At 66.5% G+C, this 16,409-nt stretch carries 17 protein-coding genes and 1 rRNA gene; all 18 read left to right on the top strand.

Annotation, left to right across the window (positions count from 1 at the left end):
- Positions 1-290: 290 nt before the first annotated feature.
- Positions 291-521: a 50S ribosomal protein L31 gene (gene rpmE / locus ABZW96_RS11670; RefSeq protein ID WP_039796334.1), complete on the top strand. Its 231-nt coding sequence runs from the start codon at positions 291-293 to the stop codon at positions 519-521.
- A gap of 82 nt (positions 522-603) precedes the next feature.
- Positions 604-1,674, top strand: coding sequence for a peptide chain release factor 1 (gene prfA / locus ABZW96_RS11675; protein WP_355073695.1), 1,071 nt, complete (start codon positions 604-606; stop codon positions 1,672-1,674).
- Positions 1,675-1,699: 25 nt separating this feature from the next.
- Positions 1,700-2,578: a peptide chain release factor N(5)-glutamine methyltransferase gene (prmC, locus tag ABZW96_RS11680; protein ID WP_355073697.1), complete on the top strand. Its 879-nt coding sequence runs from the start codon at positions 1,700-1,702 to the stop codon at positions 2,576-2,578.
- Positions 2,579-3,158: 580 nt separating this feature from the next.
- Complete coding sequence (locus ABZW96_RS11685; RefSeq protein ID WP_355073699.1) at positions 3,159-3,827, top strand: L-threonylcarbamoyladenylate synthase; 669 nt, start codon at positions 3,159-3,161, stop codon at positions 3,825-3,827.
- A complete protein-coding gene (locus tag ABZW96_RS11690; protein WP_355073701.1) occupies positions 3,824-4,981 on the top strand; it encodes an MraY family glycosyltransferase in 1,158 nt (385 codons plus the stop codon). The genes ABZW96_RS11685 and ABZW96_RS11690 overlap by 4 nt, the downstream gene beginning before the upstream one ends.
- An 11-nt stretch (positions 4,982-4,992) precedes the next feature.
- Positions 4,993-5,448: a hypothetical protein gene (locus tag ABZW96_RS11695; protein WP_355073702.1), complete on the top strand. Its 456-nt coding sequence runs from the start codon at positions 4,993-4,995 to the stop codon at positions 5,446-5,448.
- Between the two features lie 271 nt (positions 5,449-5,719).
- Positions 5,720-6,568, top strand: a complete 849-nt coding sequence (gene atpB, locus ABZW96_RS11700; RefSeq protein WP_355073704.1) for a F0F1 ATP synthase subunit A — start codon at positions 5,720-5,722, stop codon at positions 6,566-6,568.
- A gap of 79 nt (positions 6,569-6,647) precedes the next feature.
- Positions 6,648-6,896, top strand: a complete 249-nt coding sequence (locus tag ABZW96_RS11705) for an ATP synthase F0 subunit C (RefSeq protein ID WP_039796339.1) — start codon at positions 6,648-6,650, stop codon at positions 6,894-6,896.
- A 5-nt stretch (positions 6,897-6,901) separates the two neighbouring features.
- The gene (locus ABZW96_RS11710) at positions 6,902-7,462 is read left to right on the top strand and encodes a F0F1 ATP synthase subunit B (RefSeq protein WP_355073706.1); all 561 of its coding nucleotides are present in this window, start codon (positions 6,902-6,904) and stop codon (positions 7,460-7,462) included.
- 19 nt (positions 7,463-7,481) lie between these two features.
- Entirely contained in the window at positions 7,482-8,291 is an 810-nt protein-coding gene (locus tag ABZW96_RS11715; protein ID WP_355073707.1) for a F0F1 ATP synthase subunit delta, read from the top strand.
- A 54-nt stretch (positions 8,292-8,345) separates the two neighbouring features.
- Positions 8,346-9,983: a F0F1 ATP synthase subunit alpha gene (gene atpA, locus ABZW96_RS11720; protein ID WP_355073709.1), complete on the top strand. Its 1,638-nt coding sequence runs from the start codon at positions 8,346-8,348 to the stop codon at positions 9,981-9,983.
- A 126-nt stretch (positions 9,984-10,109) separates the two neighbouring features.
- Positions 10,110-11,081 (top strand): F0F1 ATP synthase subunit gamma, encoded by a 972-nt coding sequence (locus ABZW96_RS11725; protein WP_355073710.1) that lies wholly within the window; start codon positions 10,110-10,112, stop codon positions 11,079-11,081.
- A 79-nt stretch (positions 11,082-11,160) separates the two neighbouring features.
- A complete protein-coding gene (gene atpD / locus ABZW96_RS11730) occupies positions 11,161-12,609 on the top strand; it encodes a F0F1 ATP synthase subunit beta (protein WP_355073712.1) in 1,449 nt (482 codons plus the stop codon).
- Positions 12,610-12,615: 6 nt separating this feature from the next.
- The gene (locus tag ABZW96_RS11735; protein WP_355073713.1) at positions 12,616-12,993 is read left to right on the top strand and encodes a F0F1 ATP synthase subunit epsilon; all 378 of its coding nucleotides are present in this window, start codon (positions 12,616-12,618) and stop codon (positions 12,991-12,993) included.
- Positions 12,994-13,245: 252 nt separating this feature from the next.
- Positions 13,246-13,668: a DUF2550 domain-containing protein gene (locus tag ABZW96_RS11740; protein WP_039796346.1), complete on the top strand. Its 423-nt coding sequence runs from the start codon at positions 13,246-13,248 to the stop codon at positions 13,666-13,668.
- Positions 13,669-13,725: 57 nt separating this feature from the next.
- Positions 13,726-14,307 carry a cob(I)yrinic acid a,c-diamide adenosyltransferase gene (locus ABZW96_RS11745; protein WP_355073715.1) on the top strand — a complete coding sequence of 194 codons (582 nt, stop codon included), beginning with the start codon at positions 13,726-13,728 and terminating at the stop codon, positions 14,305-14,307.
- A gap of 214 nt (positions 14,308-14,521) precedes the next feature.
- A complete protein-coding gene (gene murA / locus ABZW96_RS11750) occupies positions 14,522-15,781 on the top strand; it encodes a UDP-N-acetylglucosamine 1-carboxyvinyltransferase (protein ID WP_355073717.1) in 1,260 nt (419 codons plus the stop codon).
- A gap of 506 nt (positions 15,782-16,287) precedes the next feature.
- A 16S ribosomal RNA gene (locus ABZW96_RS11755) occupies positions 16,288-16,409 on the top strand; the annotation flags it as partial.

The raw sequence follows: 16,409 nt of genomic DNA on the forward strand, positions 1-16,409 counted from the left end.
CACTCTATGAACGAATTCGTTCACATTCGTGAGTAGCGGACTACCCGACTTCAGGGTCCAGGAGGTGGCGCGGATTCGCGTGCCCGGACTTCCGGGGGCGCGAACGATGGGGGAGTACCTGGGGTGGGAACAAACCACTCGCCAGGGGCGTTTTGGGAGCGTAACGGCAGTTCTGGCATACTGAACGGTCGTTGCGTCTGCTCAGGTGAGCAGAGCTCCCGCCTAGTCGGTTCCGGTTCACGCTTCGCGTTCGCGCGGGCGACCCGGCGACCACAATCGAGAGGACATCCATGAAGGCAGGAATTCACCCGACGTATGTCGACACCACGGTCGTCTGTGGTTGCGGCAACACCTTCCAGACTCGCAGCACCAAGGAGTCGGGACACATCACCGTCGAGGTCTGCTCGCAGTGCCACCCGTTCTACACCGGCAAGCAGAAGATCCTCGACACCGGTGGCCGCGTGGCCCGCTTCGAGGCTCGTTACGGCAAGCGTGCCGGCAAGAAGGCCGACGCCAAGTAGCTTCCTCGCCGACGCCCGGTCCTGTCCCGCAGGCCGGGCGTCGGTGTTTTTGTATGGACAGCTACCAGGAGAAGGAAGCACTGTGACGCAACCGTCCGCCATCGACGACATTCTGGCCGAGTACGCCGGCTTGGAGACGCAGCTGTCCGATCCGTCGCTGCACAACGATGCGGGCGCCGCGCGCCGGGTCGGCAAGCGATTCGCCGAGCTGGCCCCGGTCATGGCCACCTATCGCAAGCTCGAGACGGCCCGCGGCGACTTGTCCGCCGCGCGGGAACTCGCCGCCGACGACGCCGCGTTCGCCGCGGAGATCCCGGATCTGGAACGACAGGTCGAGGAACTGGAACAGGCCCTCGCCGACCTGCTGGCCCCGCGCGACCCGCACGACGGCGACGACGTCGTGCTCGAGGTCAAGTCCGGCGAAGGCGGCGAGGAGTCCGCGTTGTTCGCCGCCGACCTGGCCCGCATGTACGTGCGGTATGCCGAGCGCCACGGCTGGAAGGTCGAGATCCTCGACGCCGCCCTGTCGGACCTGGGCGGATACAAAGAGGCGACGCTGTCGATCAAGAGCCGCGACGCGGCGCGCGACGGTGTCTGGTCGCGATTCAAGTTCGAGGGCGGTGTGCACCGGGTGCAGCGCGTCCCGGTGACCGAATCGCAGGGCCGCATCCACACCTCGGCGGCGGGCGTGCTGATCTACCCGGAACCCGACGAGATCGAAGAAGTGCAGATCGACGAGTCCGATCTCCGCATCGACGTGTACCGCTCCTCCGGCAAGGGGGGTCAGGGCGTCAACACCACCGACTCCGCGGTGCGCATCACCCACCTGCCTTCCGGCATCGTGGTCACCTGCCAGAACGAGCGTTCCCAGCTGCAGAACAAGGCGCGCGCCATGCAGGTCCTCGCGGCGCGTTTGCAGGCACTGGCGGAAGAACAGGCCGATCAGGAGGCCGCGGCGGGCCGCGCCAGCCAGATCCGCACGGTGGACCGCTCCGAGCGCATCCGCACCTACAACTTCCCGGAGAACCGGATCACCGACCATCGGATCGGCTTCAAGGCGCATAACCTCGACGCCGTGCTGGACGGAGAACTCGACGCGCTGCTCGACGCTCTGGGGAAGGCGGATCGCGAAGCGCGTATGGCCGCGGAATGATCGTCCTTCGGGCAGAGTCGGTGTCATGTCCACGAGCCGAGTAGCGCTGCGCCCCGTCATCAACGACGCCATCGAGACGTTACGGATCGCCGGGGTGCACAGCCCGCGGGCCGACGCCGAACATCTCGCCGCGCACGTCCTCGGCGTGGAGCGGACAAGGCTGGTGCTGACGCCGCTCGTCCCGCCCGGCAAGTTGGACGAGTACCGCGAGTTGGTCGCCCGCCGGGCACGGCGAATCCCGTTGCAGCACTTGACTGGAACGGCCGTGATGGGTGCGCTCGATCTCGCGGTGGGCCCCGGCGTCTTCGTGCCGCGCCCGGAGACCGAGTTGCTGTACGCCTGGGCGCTGGCGCAGTTGGAGGCGCTGCCGCACGATCACACGCCGATCGTCGTCGACCTGTGCACCGGATCGGGCGCGCTCGCACTGGCCCTCGCGCACGCGCGCCCCGACGCCGAAGTGCACGCCGTGGAACTCGATCCCGCCGCGCAGGTCTGGGCCCGGCGCAACGCCGACGACCGGATCGCCGCGGGCGATACCCCGATCACCCTCTACGCCGACGACGCCACCGATCCCGGCCTGCTCACCGACCTGAACGGCCGGGTGGACATCGTCGTGTCCAACCCGCCCTACATCCCCGAGGGCGCAGGTCTCGACCCCGAAGTGGCCGAGCACGATCCGTCCGTCGCCTTGTTCGGCGGCCCGGACGGATTGTCGGTAATACGCGGCATGATCCCGAACATCACCCGGCTGCTGCGCCCAGGCGGCGCCACCGCCATCGAGCACGACGACACCAACGGCTCCGGCGTAGCCGCCCTCCTCACCGCCACCGGCGCCTTCACCGACGTCGTCGAACACCCCGACTTGGCAGGCAAACCCCGCTTCGTCGCCGCCACCCACACGTGAGGGAGTCTTCCGCGCGGTTCTTCGCGTGGGGCACCGAATTCGTGTGGTCTTGCCCGGCTCCTGTGATGCCGACCACGTCCATTCCTCTGATGACGGCGTCGTCTGACGACGTGCCGCCGGATGAAGCAACGACGATGCCCTGCGCGATCCGAGACTTTTCCGGCCGCACTGGCGTGCGCGGGACGATTCGCGATCGTTCGCTATGCCGGGAACTGGGCTCAACGGATCGGCGCGGCCTCCGCACGGCACTGTGCGCTGCCGAACGGAGGGATTTGCACTCGGCGACTATGGCGTGCGCGGCACTGTAGAGCTGGCCAACTGCAAGGCCCGCACTCGAGACGATCGCGAGCGCGCCGCGTATCGCACCGAGCCGCAAAGTCGCCTCGAGGATGCTCCCGATGCGCGGCGACAGCCGCCGCATCCCACGTGACGACTGATTTCGTAAGCACATGGGTAACTCGCCGGGCACGCCCAGAACTCGCTCGGCACCCGGCGCAAGACCTGAACGCAACTCTCGTTTCACCCCACTAGTACGGCCTGAATACGCGGAGAGGCGGGGGAGCATGCCAGGATGGTTGCCGTGAGTACCGTCTACGACTGCGCGGATCCCGACTCGCGCGCCGCGGGACTGTCCGCAGCCACCAGCGCCCTGAAATCCGGACGTCTGGTCGTGCTGCCCACCGACACCCTGTACGGGCTGGGCGCCGACGCGTTCGATTCGACCGCGGTGAGCTCGTTGCTCGCGGCCAAGCGCCGCGGCAGGGACATGCCGGTGCCGGTGCTCGTCGGGTCCTGGCACACCATCGACGGCCTGGTGTTCTCGGTGCGCCCGCAGGCGCGCGAGCTGATCCGGGCGTTCTGGCCTGGCGGTCTGAGTCTGGTTGTGCAGCAAGCGCCTTCGCTCGCGTGGGATCTCGGCGACACCCGCGGGACGGTGATGTTGCGGATGCCGCTGCACCCGGTCGCGCTCGAACTGTTGCGCGAGGTCGGCCCGCTGGCGGTGTCCAGCGCCAACGTGTCCGGGCAGCCGCCGGCGAAGACCGCCGCCGAGGCACGCGATCAACTCGGCGATCTGGTCGGCGTCTATCTGGACGGCGGCCCGGCCGAACACGCGGTCGCCTCCACCATCGTCGACCTGACCGCCGATCAGCCGCGCATCCTGCGCGTGGGCGCGGTGCCCGTCGCCGACATCGCCGAGGTGCTCGGCATGTCGCCGGAAGCGCTCAGCGGCGCCGCGCAGCTCGGATGATGGGTTCGAGCGCCGTCGTCCCGCTCCGGGAGCTGCTCGTCGTGCTGCTCATCTCCGCGGTGGTGACGTTCCTGGCCACCGGTGGGGTGCGGGTGCTGGCGATCGGCTTCGGCGCGGTGGCCGTGCCGCGTGACCGGGACGTGCACGTCAAGCCGATTCCGCGGATGGGCGGCGTCGGCATGTACATCGGTGTGGTCGCCGCGGTGCTGTTCGCCCACCAGCTGCCCGCGCTGCGCAGCGGCTTCGACTACAAACCCAACATCCCGATCGCCGTGCTGGTGGCTGCCACGATCATCGTGCTGGTCGGCATCGTCGACGACCGCTGGGGACTCGACGCGCTGACGAAGTTCGCGGGCCAGGTGACGGCGGCGGGCGTGATGGCCGTCATGGGATTGGGCTGGTATGTGATCTACAACCCGTTCAGCAACACCACGGTGGTGCTGGACGGATTGCAGGGCGGGCTCGTTACGGTCGCGGTCACCGTCACCCTGGTCAACGCCATGAACTTCGTCGACGGCTTGGACGGCCTCGCGGCGGGCTTGGGGCTGATCGCCGCGCTGGCGGTTTTCGTGTTCTGCCTCGGTCTGATGAACGAGCAGGGCGGCTCGGTCGACACCTACCCGCCCGCGTTGCTCGCCGCCGCGCTCGCGGGTGGCTGCCTCGGATTCCTGCCGCACAATTTCCAGCCCGCGCGCATATTCATGGGCGACTCCGGTTCGATGTTGATCGGGTTGATGCTGGCCGCGGTCTCGACCGGCGCCTCGGGGCGAATCCCCCTGCAGGGATACGGTCCGCGCGACATCGTCGGTCTGCTTTCTCCGCTGTTGCTGGTCGGCGCGGTGATGTTCATTCCGGTGCTGGACCTGTTGCTCGCCATTGTGCGACGGGTTCGCGCGGGCGTCAGTTTCTCGACGCCGGACAAAATGCACTTGCATCATCGCTTGCTGCAGATCGGCCATTCCCATCGCCGCGTGGTGTTGTTGATCTATTTGTGGGTCGGTGTGCTCGCGTTCGGCGCGGTCGGCACCTCGCTGATGGATCGCAGGCTGGTCGTGTTGCTGATGGCGGGCGGGCTGGTTTTCGCTTTGGTGATCACCGCTATTCCGGGGCTGCGGCGTGGGGACCCGGCGGGCGACGGATCGGCGTCCGGGTAAAGTCGGCGACTGTGAGCTTCACACCCGAACCCGTCCCCGGCCCCGACGCGCCGCTGCGGTCCGCGCTGCGCTACGGACTGATCGGCTTGGGCGTGCTGGTGGTCCTGTCGGTCGCGCTGGGCGCGGCCGTCTCGGGTGTCGCCGGCGTGTGGGGCGCGGTGCTCGGCGCCGCGATCGGCGGCGGCTTCATCCTCACCACCGCGGCCGTGGTGCTGTTCGGCGCGAAACTGCCGCCGAGCACCGCGGGGCTGGTCATGCTGGTCAGCTGGGTGGGGAAGGTCCTGGTGGCGCTGATCGTCGTCGGGATCCTGCACCGATTCGACTTCTACGACCGGGTCGTGTTGTTCCTCACCGTGGTCGGCGCCCTGGTGATCGTGCTCGGTGCGGAGACGTACGGCGTTGTCCGGCAGAAGGTTCCGTACGTGACGACGACCGACTCGGAACCCACGTCCGATACCCGCCAGTAACGAAAAACCCCCCACCCCCTACACGCTGTCGTAGATGACTTGGTAAAGTGTTGGTAAGCAAGCGACCAAGTCGGGGATCAGTGAGGGGTCACCGCCGAGATCCCCTGCATGGGCCGCTATGCTTACTGCCGTGCCGGGCTCCGAGGGGTGTTCCGGTTCTGCATGTCGACGAATGTCGCCGACACACGTACAGACGCCTGGTGGATTTCGAACCACCGCACAGCTGCTGACGAACTTCGAGCCGACCTGAGTCGACCCAAATTGATCGTCAATGTCCGATCGAACCGCGGGAATGACCGTACCCGCGGCCCGAACACGGGAGAGAACGCTGAGCGTCACCACTCTGGCGGCCGAGTTCCACGCGCCGTCGCTTACCGACTTCTTCCCTCCAGCTGTGCTGTTCGAGGGAACGCCGTTCGAACTCGATCGATTGATGCTGATCCGCATTCTGATGACGGCTGTTCTCTCGGTCGTGATGGTGCTGGCATTCCGCTCGCCCCGGATCGTTCCGCGCGGCCTGCAGAATGTCGCCGAAATCGGCCTGGTCTTCGTCAAAGAGCAGATCTGCGACGAGGTCCTCGGCAAGGAAACGGGACGGAAGTTCTTCCCGCTGATCGCGACGATCTTCTTCACGGTCCTCTTTCTGAACTTCTCGGGTGTCGTTCCGGGGTTGAACATCTCGTCGAACGCCCGAATCGGCATGCCGCTGGTGCTGGCCGTCATCGCGTACCTGGCGTTCAACTACGTCGGTATCAGGAAGTACGGCTTCTTCAACTACATGCGCAGCAGCATCGTCGTTCCGAACGTTCCCCCCGCGCTGCATGTGCTGCTGATTCCGATCGAGTTCGTCTCGACCTTCATCCTGCGTCCGTTCACGCTGACCGTCCGACTCATGGCGAACATGCTGGCCGGCCACATCATGCTGGTGCTGTTCTTCAGCGCGACCTGGTTCTTCCTGTTCGACGCCACCTCGTGGATGAAGGTGTTCTCGCCGTTCTCGCTGGTCGCGGGACTCGGATTCACGCTCTTCGAGCTGTTGGTCATCTTCCTGCAGGCCTACGTGTTTGCGCTGCTGACCGCCGTATACATCGGACTCGCACAGCACGCGGCCGATCACTGACCTGACCGACACAACTACCGGAAAACCTGCTACACCACGCCGACCGGCGGGTGAGCAACAGAAAGGGAATGGAAGACTCATGAGCCTCGCTTACCTGGCCCAGGAAGCCGCCACGAACGAGAGCACCTTCAAGGGCCTGGGCGCCGTCGGCTACGGTCTCGCCGCGATCGGCCCCGGCATCGGCGTCGGCATCGTCGTCGGCAAGGCCATCGAGGGCATCGCGCGTCAGCCTGAGCTGCAGGGCACCATCCGCACCAACATGTTCCTCGGTATCGCGTTCACCGAGGCCCTCGCCCTTATCGGTCTCGTCGCCGGCTTCATTTTCTGATTCCGATGTACGAGTCAGTTTTGCTCGCGGCGGCGGAGGGAGAGGATGTGAATCCTCTCATCCCCGAAACGTACGACATCGTCTGGTCGATCGTCTGCGTCGTCATCATCGCGGCCCTGTTCTACAAGTACGTGGTCCCGCGCCTGATGAAGACGCTCGACGAGCGCTCGGACAAGATCGAAGGCGGCATCGCTCGCGCGGAAGCCGCGCAGGAAGAAGCTCAGCTCACCCTGCAGCAGTACCAGCAGCAGCTGGCCGAGGCCCGGCTCGAGGCCGCGCGCATCCGGGAGGACGCGCGCACCCAGGGCCAGGAGATCCTCGCGCAGATGCGCTCGGAGGCCCAGGCCGAAGCCGATCGCATCATCGCGGCGGGCCACACCCAGCTGGAAGCACAGCGCCAGCAGATCCTGACGGAGCTGCGCCACGAGGTCGGCCGCACGGCCGTCGACCTGGCCGAGAAGATCATCGGGCAGTCGGTTTCGGACGAGGCCAAGCAGGCCGCCTCGATCGACCGGTTCCTCGACGAGCTCGACCAGACCGACGCAGGCATCGGGGTCGGAAGGTAACGACGCGAAAGTGAGAAGCATGTACGCAGCGAGCCGCGAGGCCAGTGCCCGGTCTCGGGAGGCGCTTCGGGCCGCTCTGACCGGAAGCGACAGTGCTGCGGCCACGACGGGCTCGGAACTGTTCGCCGTTGTCGCCGTGCTGGACGACCAGCGTTCGCTGCGTGTGGCGCTCGCGGACGTGTCGGTGCCGGGTTCCGTGCGCGCGGAACTGTGCGAGCGGGTCTTCGGCGGCAAGGTCAGCGCTGCCACGCTGGCAGTGCTGACCACCGCGGTGGCCCAGGACTGGTCGCGCACCTCCGACCTGGTGGACACCTTGGTGCTGCTCGGCCAGGAGGCGTTGCTGGAGTCGGCGGCCCAGCGTGGCCGGCTCGAAGCGGTGGAGGACGAGCTGTTCCGGCTCGGCCGGATCATCAGCGACAACCCCGAGTTGGAGCAGGCACTGTCGGATCGGTCGCAGCAGGCCTCGGCCAAGAGCGAGCTGGTCAACCGGCTGCTCGCCGGTAAGACGGAGCCCATCACCCTGACCCTGGCGGAGCAGGTGGTGACCAGGCAGCGGTCGGGCATCAGCGCCGCCTTCGACGAGCTGGCCGACCTCGCGGCGGCGCGTCGCGATCAGATCGTCGCGCACGTGCGCGCCGCGATCGGGCTCAGCGAGCAGCAGCGCGACCGGCTGGCCGCGTCGCTGCGGCGCATCTACGGCAAGGCGACCACGGTGCACATCCAGGTCGACCCGAGTCTGCTGAGCGGAGTCGTGGTGCGCGTCGGTGACGACGTGATCGACGGCAGCGCACTCGGCCGACTGGAGAAGCTGCGCCGGGCCCTGACCTAGCGCGCTTCCACCACCCCCGACATTCCAGACCCAGACAGCGAGAGCAGGAAGAACATGGCGGAGCTGACGATCTCCTCCGACGAGATCCGTAGCGCGATCGAGAGCTACACCAAGAGCTACACCCCCGAGACCTCCATCGAAGAAGTCGGTGTGGTCACCGACACCAGTGACGGCATCGCGCACGTCAGCGGCCTGCCTTCGGCAATGGCCAACGAGCTGCTCGAGTTCCCGGGCGGCGTGCTCGGCGTCGCGCTGAACCTCGAGGACCGTGAGATCGGTGCGGTCATCCTCGGCGAGTACGCCGAGATCGAGGAGGGCCAGGAGGTCCGCAGGACCGGTGACGTGCTCTCGGTTCCGGTCGGCGACAAGTTCCTCGGCCGCGTGGTGAACCCGCTGGGCCAGCCGATCGACGGCCTCGGCGAGATCGAGTCCGAGGAACAGCGCGTGCTCGAGCTGCAGGCCGCCACCGTGCTGGAGCGCCAGCCGGTCGAGGAGCCGCTGGCCACCGGCATCACCGCGATCGACGCGCTGACCGCCATCGGCCGTGGCCAGCGTCAGCTGATCATCGGCGACCGCAAGACCGGCAAGACCGCGGTCTGCATCGACGCGATCCTGAACCAGAAGGCCAACTGGGAGACCGGCGACCCGACCAAGCAGGTGCGCTGCATCTACGTAGCCATCGGCCAGAAGGGCTCCACCATCGCGGGCGTCAAGGCCGCGCTGGAGCAGCACGGCGCGCTGGAGTACACCACCATCGTCGCCGCCCCGGCCTCCGACTCCGCCGGCTTCAAGTGGCTGGCCCCCTACACCGGTTCGGCCATCGGCCAGCACTGGATGTACCAGGGCAAGCACGTGCTCATCGTGTTCGACGACCTGACCAAGCAGGCCGAGGCGTACCGCGCCATCTCGCTGCTGCTGCGTCGCCCGCCGGGCCGCGAGGCCTACCCGGGTGACGTCTTCTACCTGCACTCCCGGCTGCTGGAGCGTTGTGCGAAGCTGTCCGACGAGCTGGGCGCGGGCTCGATGACCGGTCTGCCGATCATCGAGACCAAGGCCAACGACATCTCGGCGTTCATCCCGACCAACGTCATCTCCATCACCGACGGTCAGGTCTTCCTCGAGTCCGACCTGTTCAACAAGGGTGTCCGCCCGGCGATCAACGTCGGTACCTCGGTCTCCCGTGTCGGTGGCGCCGCCCAGACGAAGGGCATGAAGAAGGTGGCCGGTTCGCTGCGCCTCGAGCTGGCGCAGTACCGCGAGCTGGAGGCGTTCTCCGCCTTCGCCTCCGACCTGGACGCGGCCTCGCTGGCTCAGCTCGAGCGCGGCGCCCGCTGGGTCGAGCTGCTCAAGCAGGACCAGTACTCGCCGGTGCCGGTCGAGGATCAGATCATCTCGATCTACCTGGTCGACCGTGGCCACTTCGACTCGATCCCGGTCGCGGACATCCGCCGCTTCAACGCCGAACTGCTCGAGGAGCTGCACCGCAGCGCCGCCGACGTGTTCAAGGCGATCGAGGGCGGCAAGGTGCTCGCCGGCGAGACGGCCGAGCAGGTCGAGGCGGCGACCAAGAAGTTCTTGGGAACCTTCCTCACCTCCGACGGCACCCCCGTGGTCAACGAGGCCGAAGCCGGCCAGCTCGACCACGAAGAGGTCGAGTCGCTGTCGGTGACCCGCAAGCACGTCGAGAAGTAACGCGGGTCGGCAAATGCGCTATTCGATCCGCGGCATGCGCGACGGGCACGAGGGTGGCAGCGACCACCTCGTGCCCGGCGGATGCCGCCCATCCCACGCAGCGAATGAAGGGAGTGTGAACCGCTGATGGCAAGCTTGCGTGAATTGCGCTCCCGCATTCGTGGTGTGAATTCGATCAAGAAGATCACCAAGGCCCAAGAGCTGATCGCGACCTCGCGCATCTCCAAGGCCCAGGCCAGGGTCGCGGCCGCGAAGCCGTACGCGGAGGAGATCACCAAGGTCCTCAGCGAGCTGGCGAGCGCGTCGAAGAACCTTTCGCATCCGCTGCTGACCGAGCGCGCCAACCCGCGCCGGGCGGCCGTGCTGGTGATCACCAGTGACAGCGGCATGTGCGGTGGCTACAACTCGAACGTGCTCAAGCGCGCGGAAGAGCTGATGACCACCTTGCGTGACGAAGGCAAAGAGCCGGTGCTCTACGTCATGGGCAACAAGGGCCTGACGTACTACGCCTTCCGCAATCGCTCGTACGTGTCGGCGTGGACCGGGTTCTCGCAGCAGCCGAAGTACTCCGATGCTTCGTCCGCGTGCCACCACCTGGTCGACGCCTTCATGGCAGGCTCCGACGGGGCGGTGCCCGCTCCGAACGGGACGGGTGACATCGCCGGTGTCGACGAGCTGCACGTCGTGTACACCCGCTTCGTCTCGATGCTGACGCAGACCCCTGAGGTGCGCCGGTTGGCGCCGATCCAGGTGAGCTACGTCGACGAGAACTTCGACCTGGGTGAGGACATCGTGTCGGATTCACCGACCGCGGACGTCCACGCGCAGTACGAATTCGAGCCCGACGCCGATGTGCTGCTGGCGGCGCTGCTGCCCAAGTACGTCAACACGCGCATCTACGCGTCGTTGCTCGAGGCAGCGGCATCCGAGTCAGCGGCTCGGCGCACCGCAATGAAGGCCGCCACCGACAACGCCAACGAACTCGCGAGCGTGCTCCAGCGCGAGGCGAACTCGGTGCGCCAAGCCCAGATCACGCAGGAAATCAGCGAAATCGTCGGCGGCGTGAACGCGCTGGCGTCGAGCTCGGACCGCGACTGAGCGCCACCAGCGGCCTGAGCGACGGGCACGTAGAAGGCCCCTCGAAGGCCGCACATCGACACGGAGAGAACCAACACCAATGACCGCAGCTGTCACTCAAGACAACACGAGCCGGACCGGCGGCGCCGCAGGCCGCGTCGTCCGGGTCATCGGCCCCGTCGTGGACGTCGAGTTCCCGCGCGGAGCCATTCCCGAGCTGTTCAACGCTCTGCACGCCGAGATCACCCTGACCTCGGTGGCCAAGACCCTCACCCTCGAGGTCGCCCAGCACCTCGGCGACAACATCGTGCGCACCATCTCGATGCAGCCGACCGACGGCCTGGTCCGCGGTGCCACCGTCACCGACACCGGCAAGCCGATCTCGGTGCCGGTCGGTGACGTGGTCAAGGGCCACGTCTTCAACGCCCTCGGCGACTGCCTGGACACCCCCGGCCTCGGCCGCGAGGGCGAACAGTGGGGCATCCACCGCAAGCCGCCGTCGTTCGACCAGCTCGAGGGCAAGACCGAGATCCTGGAGACGGGCATCAAGGTCATCGACCTGCTCACCCCGTACGTGAAGGGCGGCAAGATCGGTCTGTTCGGTGGCGCCGGTGTCGGCAAGACCGTTCTGATCCAGGAGATGATCACCCGTATCGCGCGGGAATTCTCCGGCACCTCCGTGTTCGCCGGCGTCGGCGAGCGCACCCGTGAGGGCACCGACCTGCGCCTGGAGATGGAGGAGATGGGCGTCCTCCAGGACACCGCCCTCGTCTTCGGACAGATGGACGAGCCGCCGGGCACCCGTATGCGCGTCGCGCTCTCGGCCCTGACCATGGCCGAGTACTTCCGCGACGTGCAGCACCAGGACGTGCTGCTGTTCATCGACAACATCTTCCGGTTCACCCAGGCCGGTTCCGAGGTGTCGACCCTGCTCGGCCGCATGCCCTCCGCCGTCGGTTACCAGCCCACGCTGGCCGACGAGATGGGAGAGCTGCAGGAGCGCATCACCTCGACCCGTGGTCGGTCGATCACCTCGCTGCAGGCCATCTACGTGCCCGCTGACGACTACACCGACCCGGCTCCGGCGACCACCTTCGCCCACCTCGACGCGACGACCGAGCTCTCCCGCCCGATCTCGCAGAAGGGCATCTACCCGGCCGTCGACCCGCTGACCTCGACCTCCCGCATCCTGGAGGCCTCGATCGTCGGCGACCGGCACTTCCGGGTGGCCAACGAGGTGAAGCGGATCCTGCAGAAGTACAAGGAACTGCAGGACATCATCGCCATCCTCGGTATGGACGAGCTGTCCGAAGAGGACAAGGTGCTCGTCGGCCGCGCCCGTCGTCTGGAGAAGTTCCTCGGCCAGAACTTCATCGTGGCCGAGAAGTTCACCGGTCAGGTGGGTTCGGTCGTGCCGCTCGAGCAGACCATCGACGACTTCGACCGCGTCTGCAAGGGTGAGTTCGACAACTACCCGGAGCAGGCCTTCAACAGCTGCGGTGGTCTCGACGATGTCGAGGCGGCCGCGAAGAAGATCCTCGGAAAGTAGTCACCGATGGCGGAAATGTCAGTCGATCTCGTCGCGGTCGAACGACTGCTCTGGTCCGGCCAGGCGACGTTCGTCAGCGCGCAGACCACCGAGGGCCAGATCGGCATCATGGCCGGGCACGAGCCGTTGCTCGGCCAGCTGGTCGAGGGCGGCACCGTGGCGATCGTGGACACCGATGGTCAGCGGGTCGTCGCCGCGGTGCACGGCGGCTTCTTCTCGGTGACCGCGAACTCGGTTCGGGTGCTCGCCGAGTCGGCGGAATTCGCCGACGAGGTGGACGTCGAGGAGGCCCGCCGGGTGCTGGCCGACTCCGACGCCAGCGAGGAGCAGCAGCGAGCCGCTCAGGCTCGGGTGCGCGCGGTCGAGCAGAACGCGAACGCCTAGCAACAACCTGTCATCGAGAACGATCGCTGTCGGCGGTGAAGCTTCCTTCACCGCCGACAGCGTCTTTCAGGCGAGTCGGACACGGCCGGGGCATTTGTAAACTCGGGGCCGTGATTGAATGACCGCACGCGGTGTCAGCATCGGGCTCGGGGGCGAAAGCCCGCGAAACCACGAGAAGCTGGTACACCGCCAATCGAATGCCGTGGACGACACGGCGGCGGAGCGAAGGGACGTACGGCATTGCAAACCGGGATGGTTCTGCTGATCATTCTGGTGCTAACGCTCGTGTTCCTCGCCTTGGCCTCGACTTACCGCCTGATCATGTTGCGGCGCGGCGGAACTGCCGCGATCCTGCGCGTACTGCCCGCCCGCGGCGGTCAGGGGTGGCGGCACGGCCTGATCCGCTATGACGAGGATCGTCTCGTCTTCTTCAAACTCACCAGCCTGAAACTCGGCCCGGATTCCACCATCCGGCGTCAGGGCATCGAGATCGGCGATCGCCGCGGCCCCCGTGGCGACGAATACGACATCATGACCGACGACATCGCAGTGATCGCGGTGTCCGACCGCGCGGGCGACTTCGAGTTGGCCCTGGATCGCGACTCTTTGACCGCCTTCCTCTCCTGGGTGGAGTCCCGCCCCTCCGATCGCACCCGGCGGATGCCGGGGCTGTAGTTCCCGGTCCGACGGCTATCGGCGGCCCGAGCAGGCCGCGCCCGTTAGGGTTGTGCTGTGAGCGTGCATTTGACCCGGATCTACACGCGGACCGGCGATGACGGGACCACGGGATTGAGCGACTTCTCCCGGGTCGCGAAGACCGACCCACGCCTGGTCGCCTACGCCGACTGCGATGAGACGAACGCCGCCATCGGCGTCGCGATCGCCCTCGGCGGCCCGGACGAAACGATGCTCGCGGTGCTGCGACAGATACAGAACGATCTGTTCGACGCCGGGGCCGACCTCTCCACCCCGGTGGTCGCGGAGCCGAAGTACCCGCCGCTGCGGGTCACCCAGCCCTACATCGATCGGCTCGAAGCGTGGTGCGACGAGTTCAACGCCGGACTGCCTGCGCTCGATTCGTTCATCCTGCCCGGCGGTACCGCGCTGGCGGCCCTGCTGCACACCGCGCGTACGGTTGCCCGCCGTGCGGAGCGCTCGGCCTGGGCGGCGATCGAGTGCCATCCGGAGGACACCAACGCGCTGCCGGCCAAGTACCTCAATCGCCTCTCGGATCTGCTGTTCATCCTGAGCCGGGTCGCCAATCCCGGCGGCGATATCCTGTGGAAGCCCGGCGGGAAACGGCCGGGCGTCTGATCGCGTAGCACCCGAGGCGAGTACCCGAGCGATCACTGGGTATTGCCGGCAAGGTGACGAGACCACCTCGTCGATCGCAGTACGCCCATCCCGCGGCACTCGCTCCAACGGCGAAAACGTCCGGAGGCGAGGGGAGTCGTGGAGAGGCGGCACCGGAGTGCGCCGCCCCAACTATCCTTGCACCAACAGTGCGCCGAATACGCGGAGAGGCGGCATGGAACGGTTTTTGGTTACCGGCGGAAATCGACTCGTCGGTGAGGTCACGGTGGGGGGCGCCAAGAACAGCGTCCTCAAACTGATGGCCGCTGCGCTGCTGGCCGAGGGCACCACCACGATCACGAACTGCCCGGACATCCTCGACGTGCCGCTGATGGGTGATGTCCTACGCGGTCTCGGCTGCGACGTGACCATCGACGGCGGAGTGGTCGCCATCACCACGCCCGCCGAACCGAAGTATCACGCGGACTTCCCCGCGGTGACCCAGTTCCGCGCGTCGGTGTGCGTGCTCGGTCCGCTGATGGCGCGGTGCAAGCGCGCCGTCGTGGCGCTGCCCGGCGGTGACGCCATCGGCTCCCGCCCGCTGGACATGCACCAGGCCGGTCTGCGCCTACTCGGTGCGACCAGCGAGATCGAGCACGGTTGTGTGGTCGCCAAGGCCGACGAATTGCAGGGTGCGCGCATCCGCCTGGATTTCCCCTCGGTCGGCGCGACCGAGAACATCCTCATGGCGGCGGTGCTCGCCGAGGGCGAGACGGTGATCGACAACGCCGCGCGCGAGCCCGACATCGTCGACCTGTGCAACATGCTCGTCCGGATGGGCGCGCGGATCAGCGGCGCGGGCACGTCGGTGCTCACCATCCAGGGGGTCGAACGGCTCGAGCCCACCACGCACCGCGTCATCGGGGACCGCATCGTCGCCGCGACTTGGGGCATCGCCGCGTCGATGACGCTGGGCGACATCCGCGTCACCGGTGTGAATCCCAAGCACCTGTCGCTGGTGCTGGACAAGCTGCGGTCCGCGGGTGCGCGCATTTCGTTCGAGCAGGACGGCTTCCGGGTGGTCCAGGCGGAGCGTCCGCGCGCCGTGAATTTCTCGACCCTGCCGTTCCCCGGTTTCCCGACCGACTTGCAGCCGATGGCCATCGGGCTCGCGTCGATCGCGGACGGGACCTCGATGATCACCGAGAACATCTTCGAGGCGCGCTTCCGGTTCGTGGAGGAGATGATCCGGCTCGGCGCCGACGCGCGCACCGATGGGCACCACGCGGTGGTCCGTGGGATTCCGCGGTTGTCGAGCGCTCCGGTGTGGTCGTCGGATATTCGAGCCGGCGCGGGTCTGGTGCTCGCGGGCTTGGTCGCCGACGGGACCACCGAAGTGCACGACGTCTTCCACATTGATCGCGGATATCCGAATTTCGTCGAGCAGCTGCAGGCCCTCGGTGGCGATGTAAGGCGCGTCGGCGTCGCGGATTGAGTGCCGCGGCGTTCGGGTCGGTGGCGAGTTACCGAAAGCGTTCCGGAAAATGCGTGCTGACCAGGCGATTTGACATGGTGCACGCAGACACGTAACTTATTCCAAGTCAGAGCGACACGGACACCGACCCGGAGCCGAGAAGCTGAGCGGAAACGCTGAGCGGGAGGCCAGGGAAACGAGGTAGGACGAGGAGCGCCTGACGGTCACACTAGCTCGAACGAGACCTCAGTTTGCAACTGGGTTCACGGCTGAGCTAAGCTGGAAAAGTTGCTTCACCGATCAATCGGCTCAAACCGGGCGATGGTGTGTGCGTGTGTTCTTTGAGAACTCAATAGTGTGTCGATGAATGTCAGTGCCAAATATTTTTTGGTTCCGGCCTTTTCACCCCCCGTGTGGAGGGTCGGACATTTTTAGTCAGCTAATTTCCGGCTGGCGATTGTTTTGCTGGGTTTTCGGACTCTAGTTTAGATATTTCTGATTCACCTTTCGGGGTGTTTCGAGAGTCTTCAACGGAGAGTTTGATCCTGGCTCAGGACGAACGCTGGCGGCGTGCTTAACACATGCAAGTCGAGCGGTAAGGCCCTTCGGGGTACACGAGCGGCGAACGGGTGAGTAACACGTGGGTGAT

The sequence above is a fragment of the Nocardia sp. NPDC004168 genome (genome assembly GCF_040610355.1).
Classification (GTDB): Bacteria; Actinomycetota; Actinomycetes; order Mycobacteriales; family Mycobacteriaceae; genus Nocardia; species Nocardia sichangensis.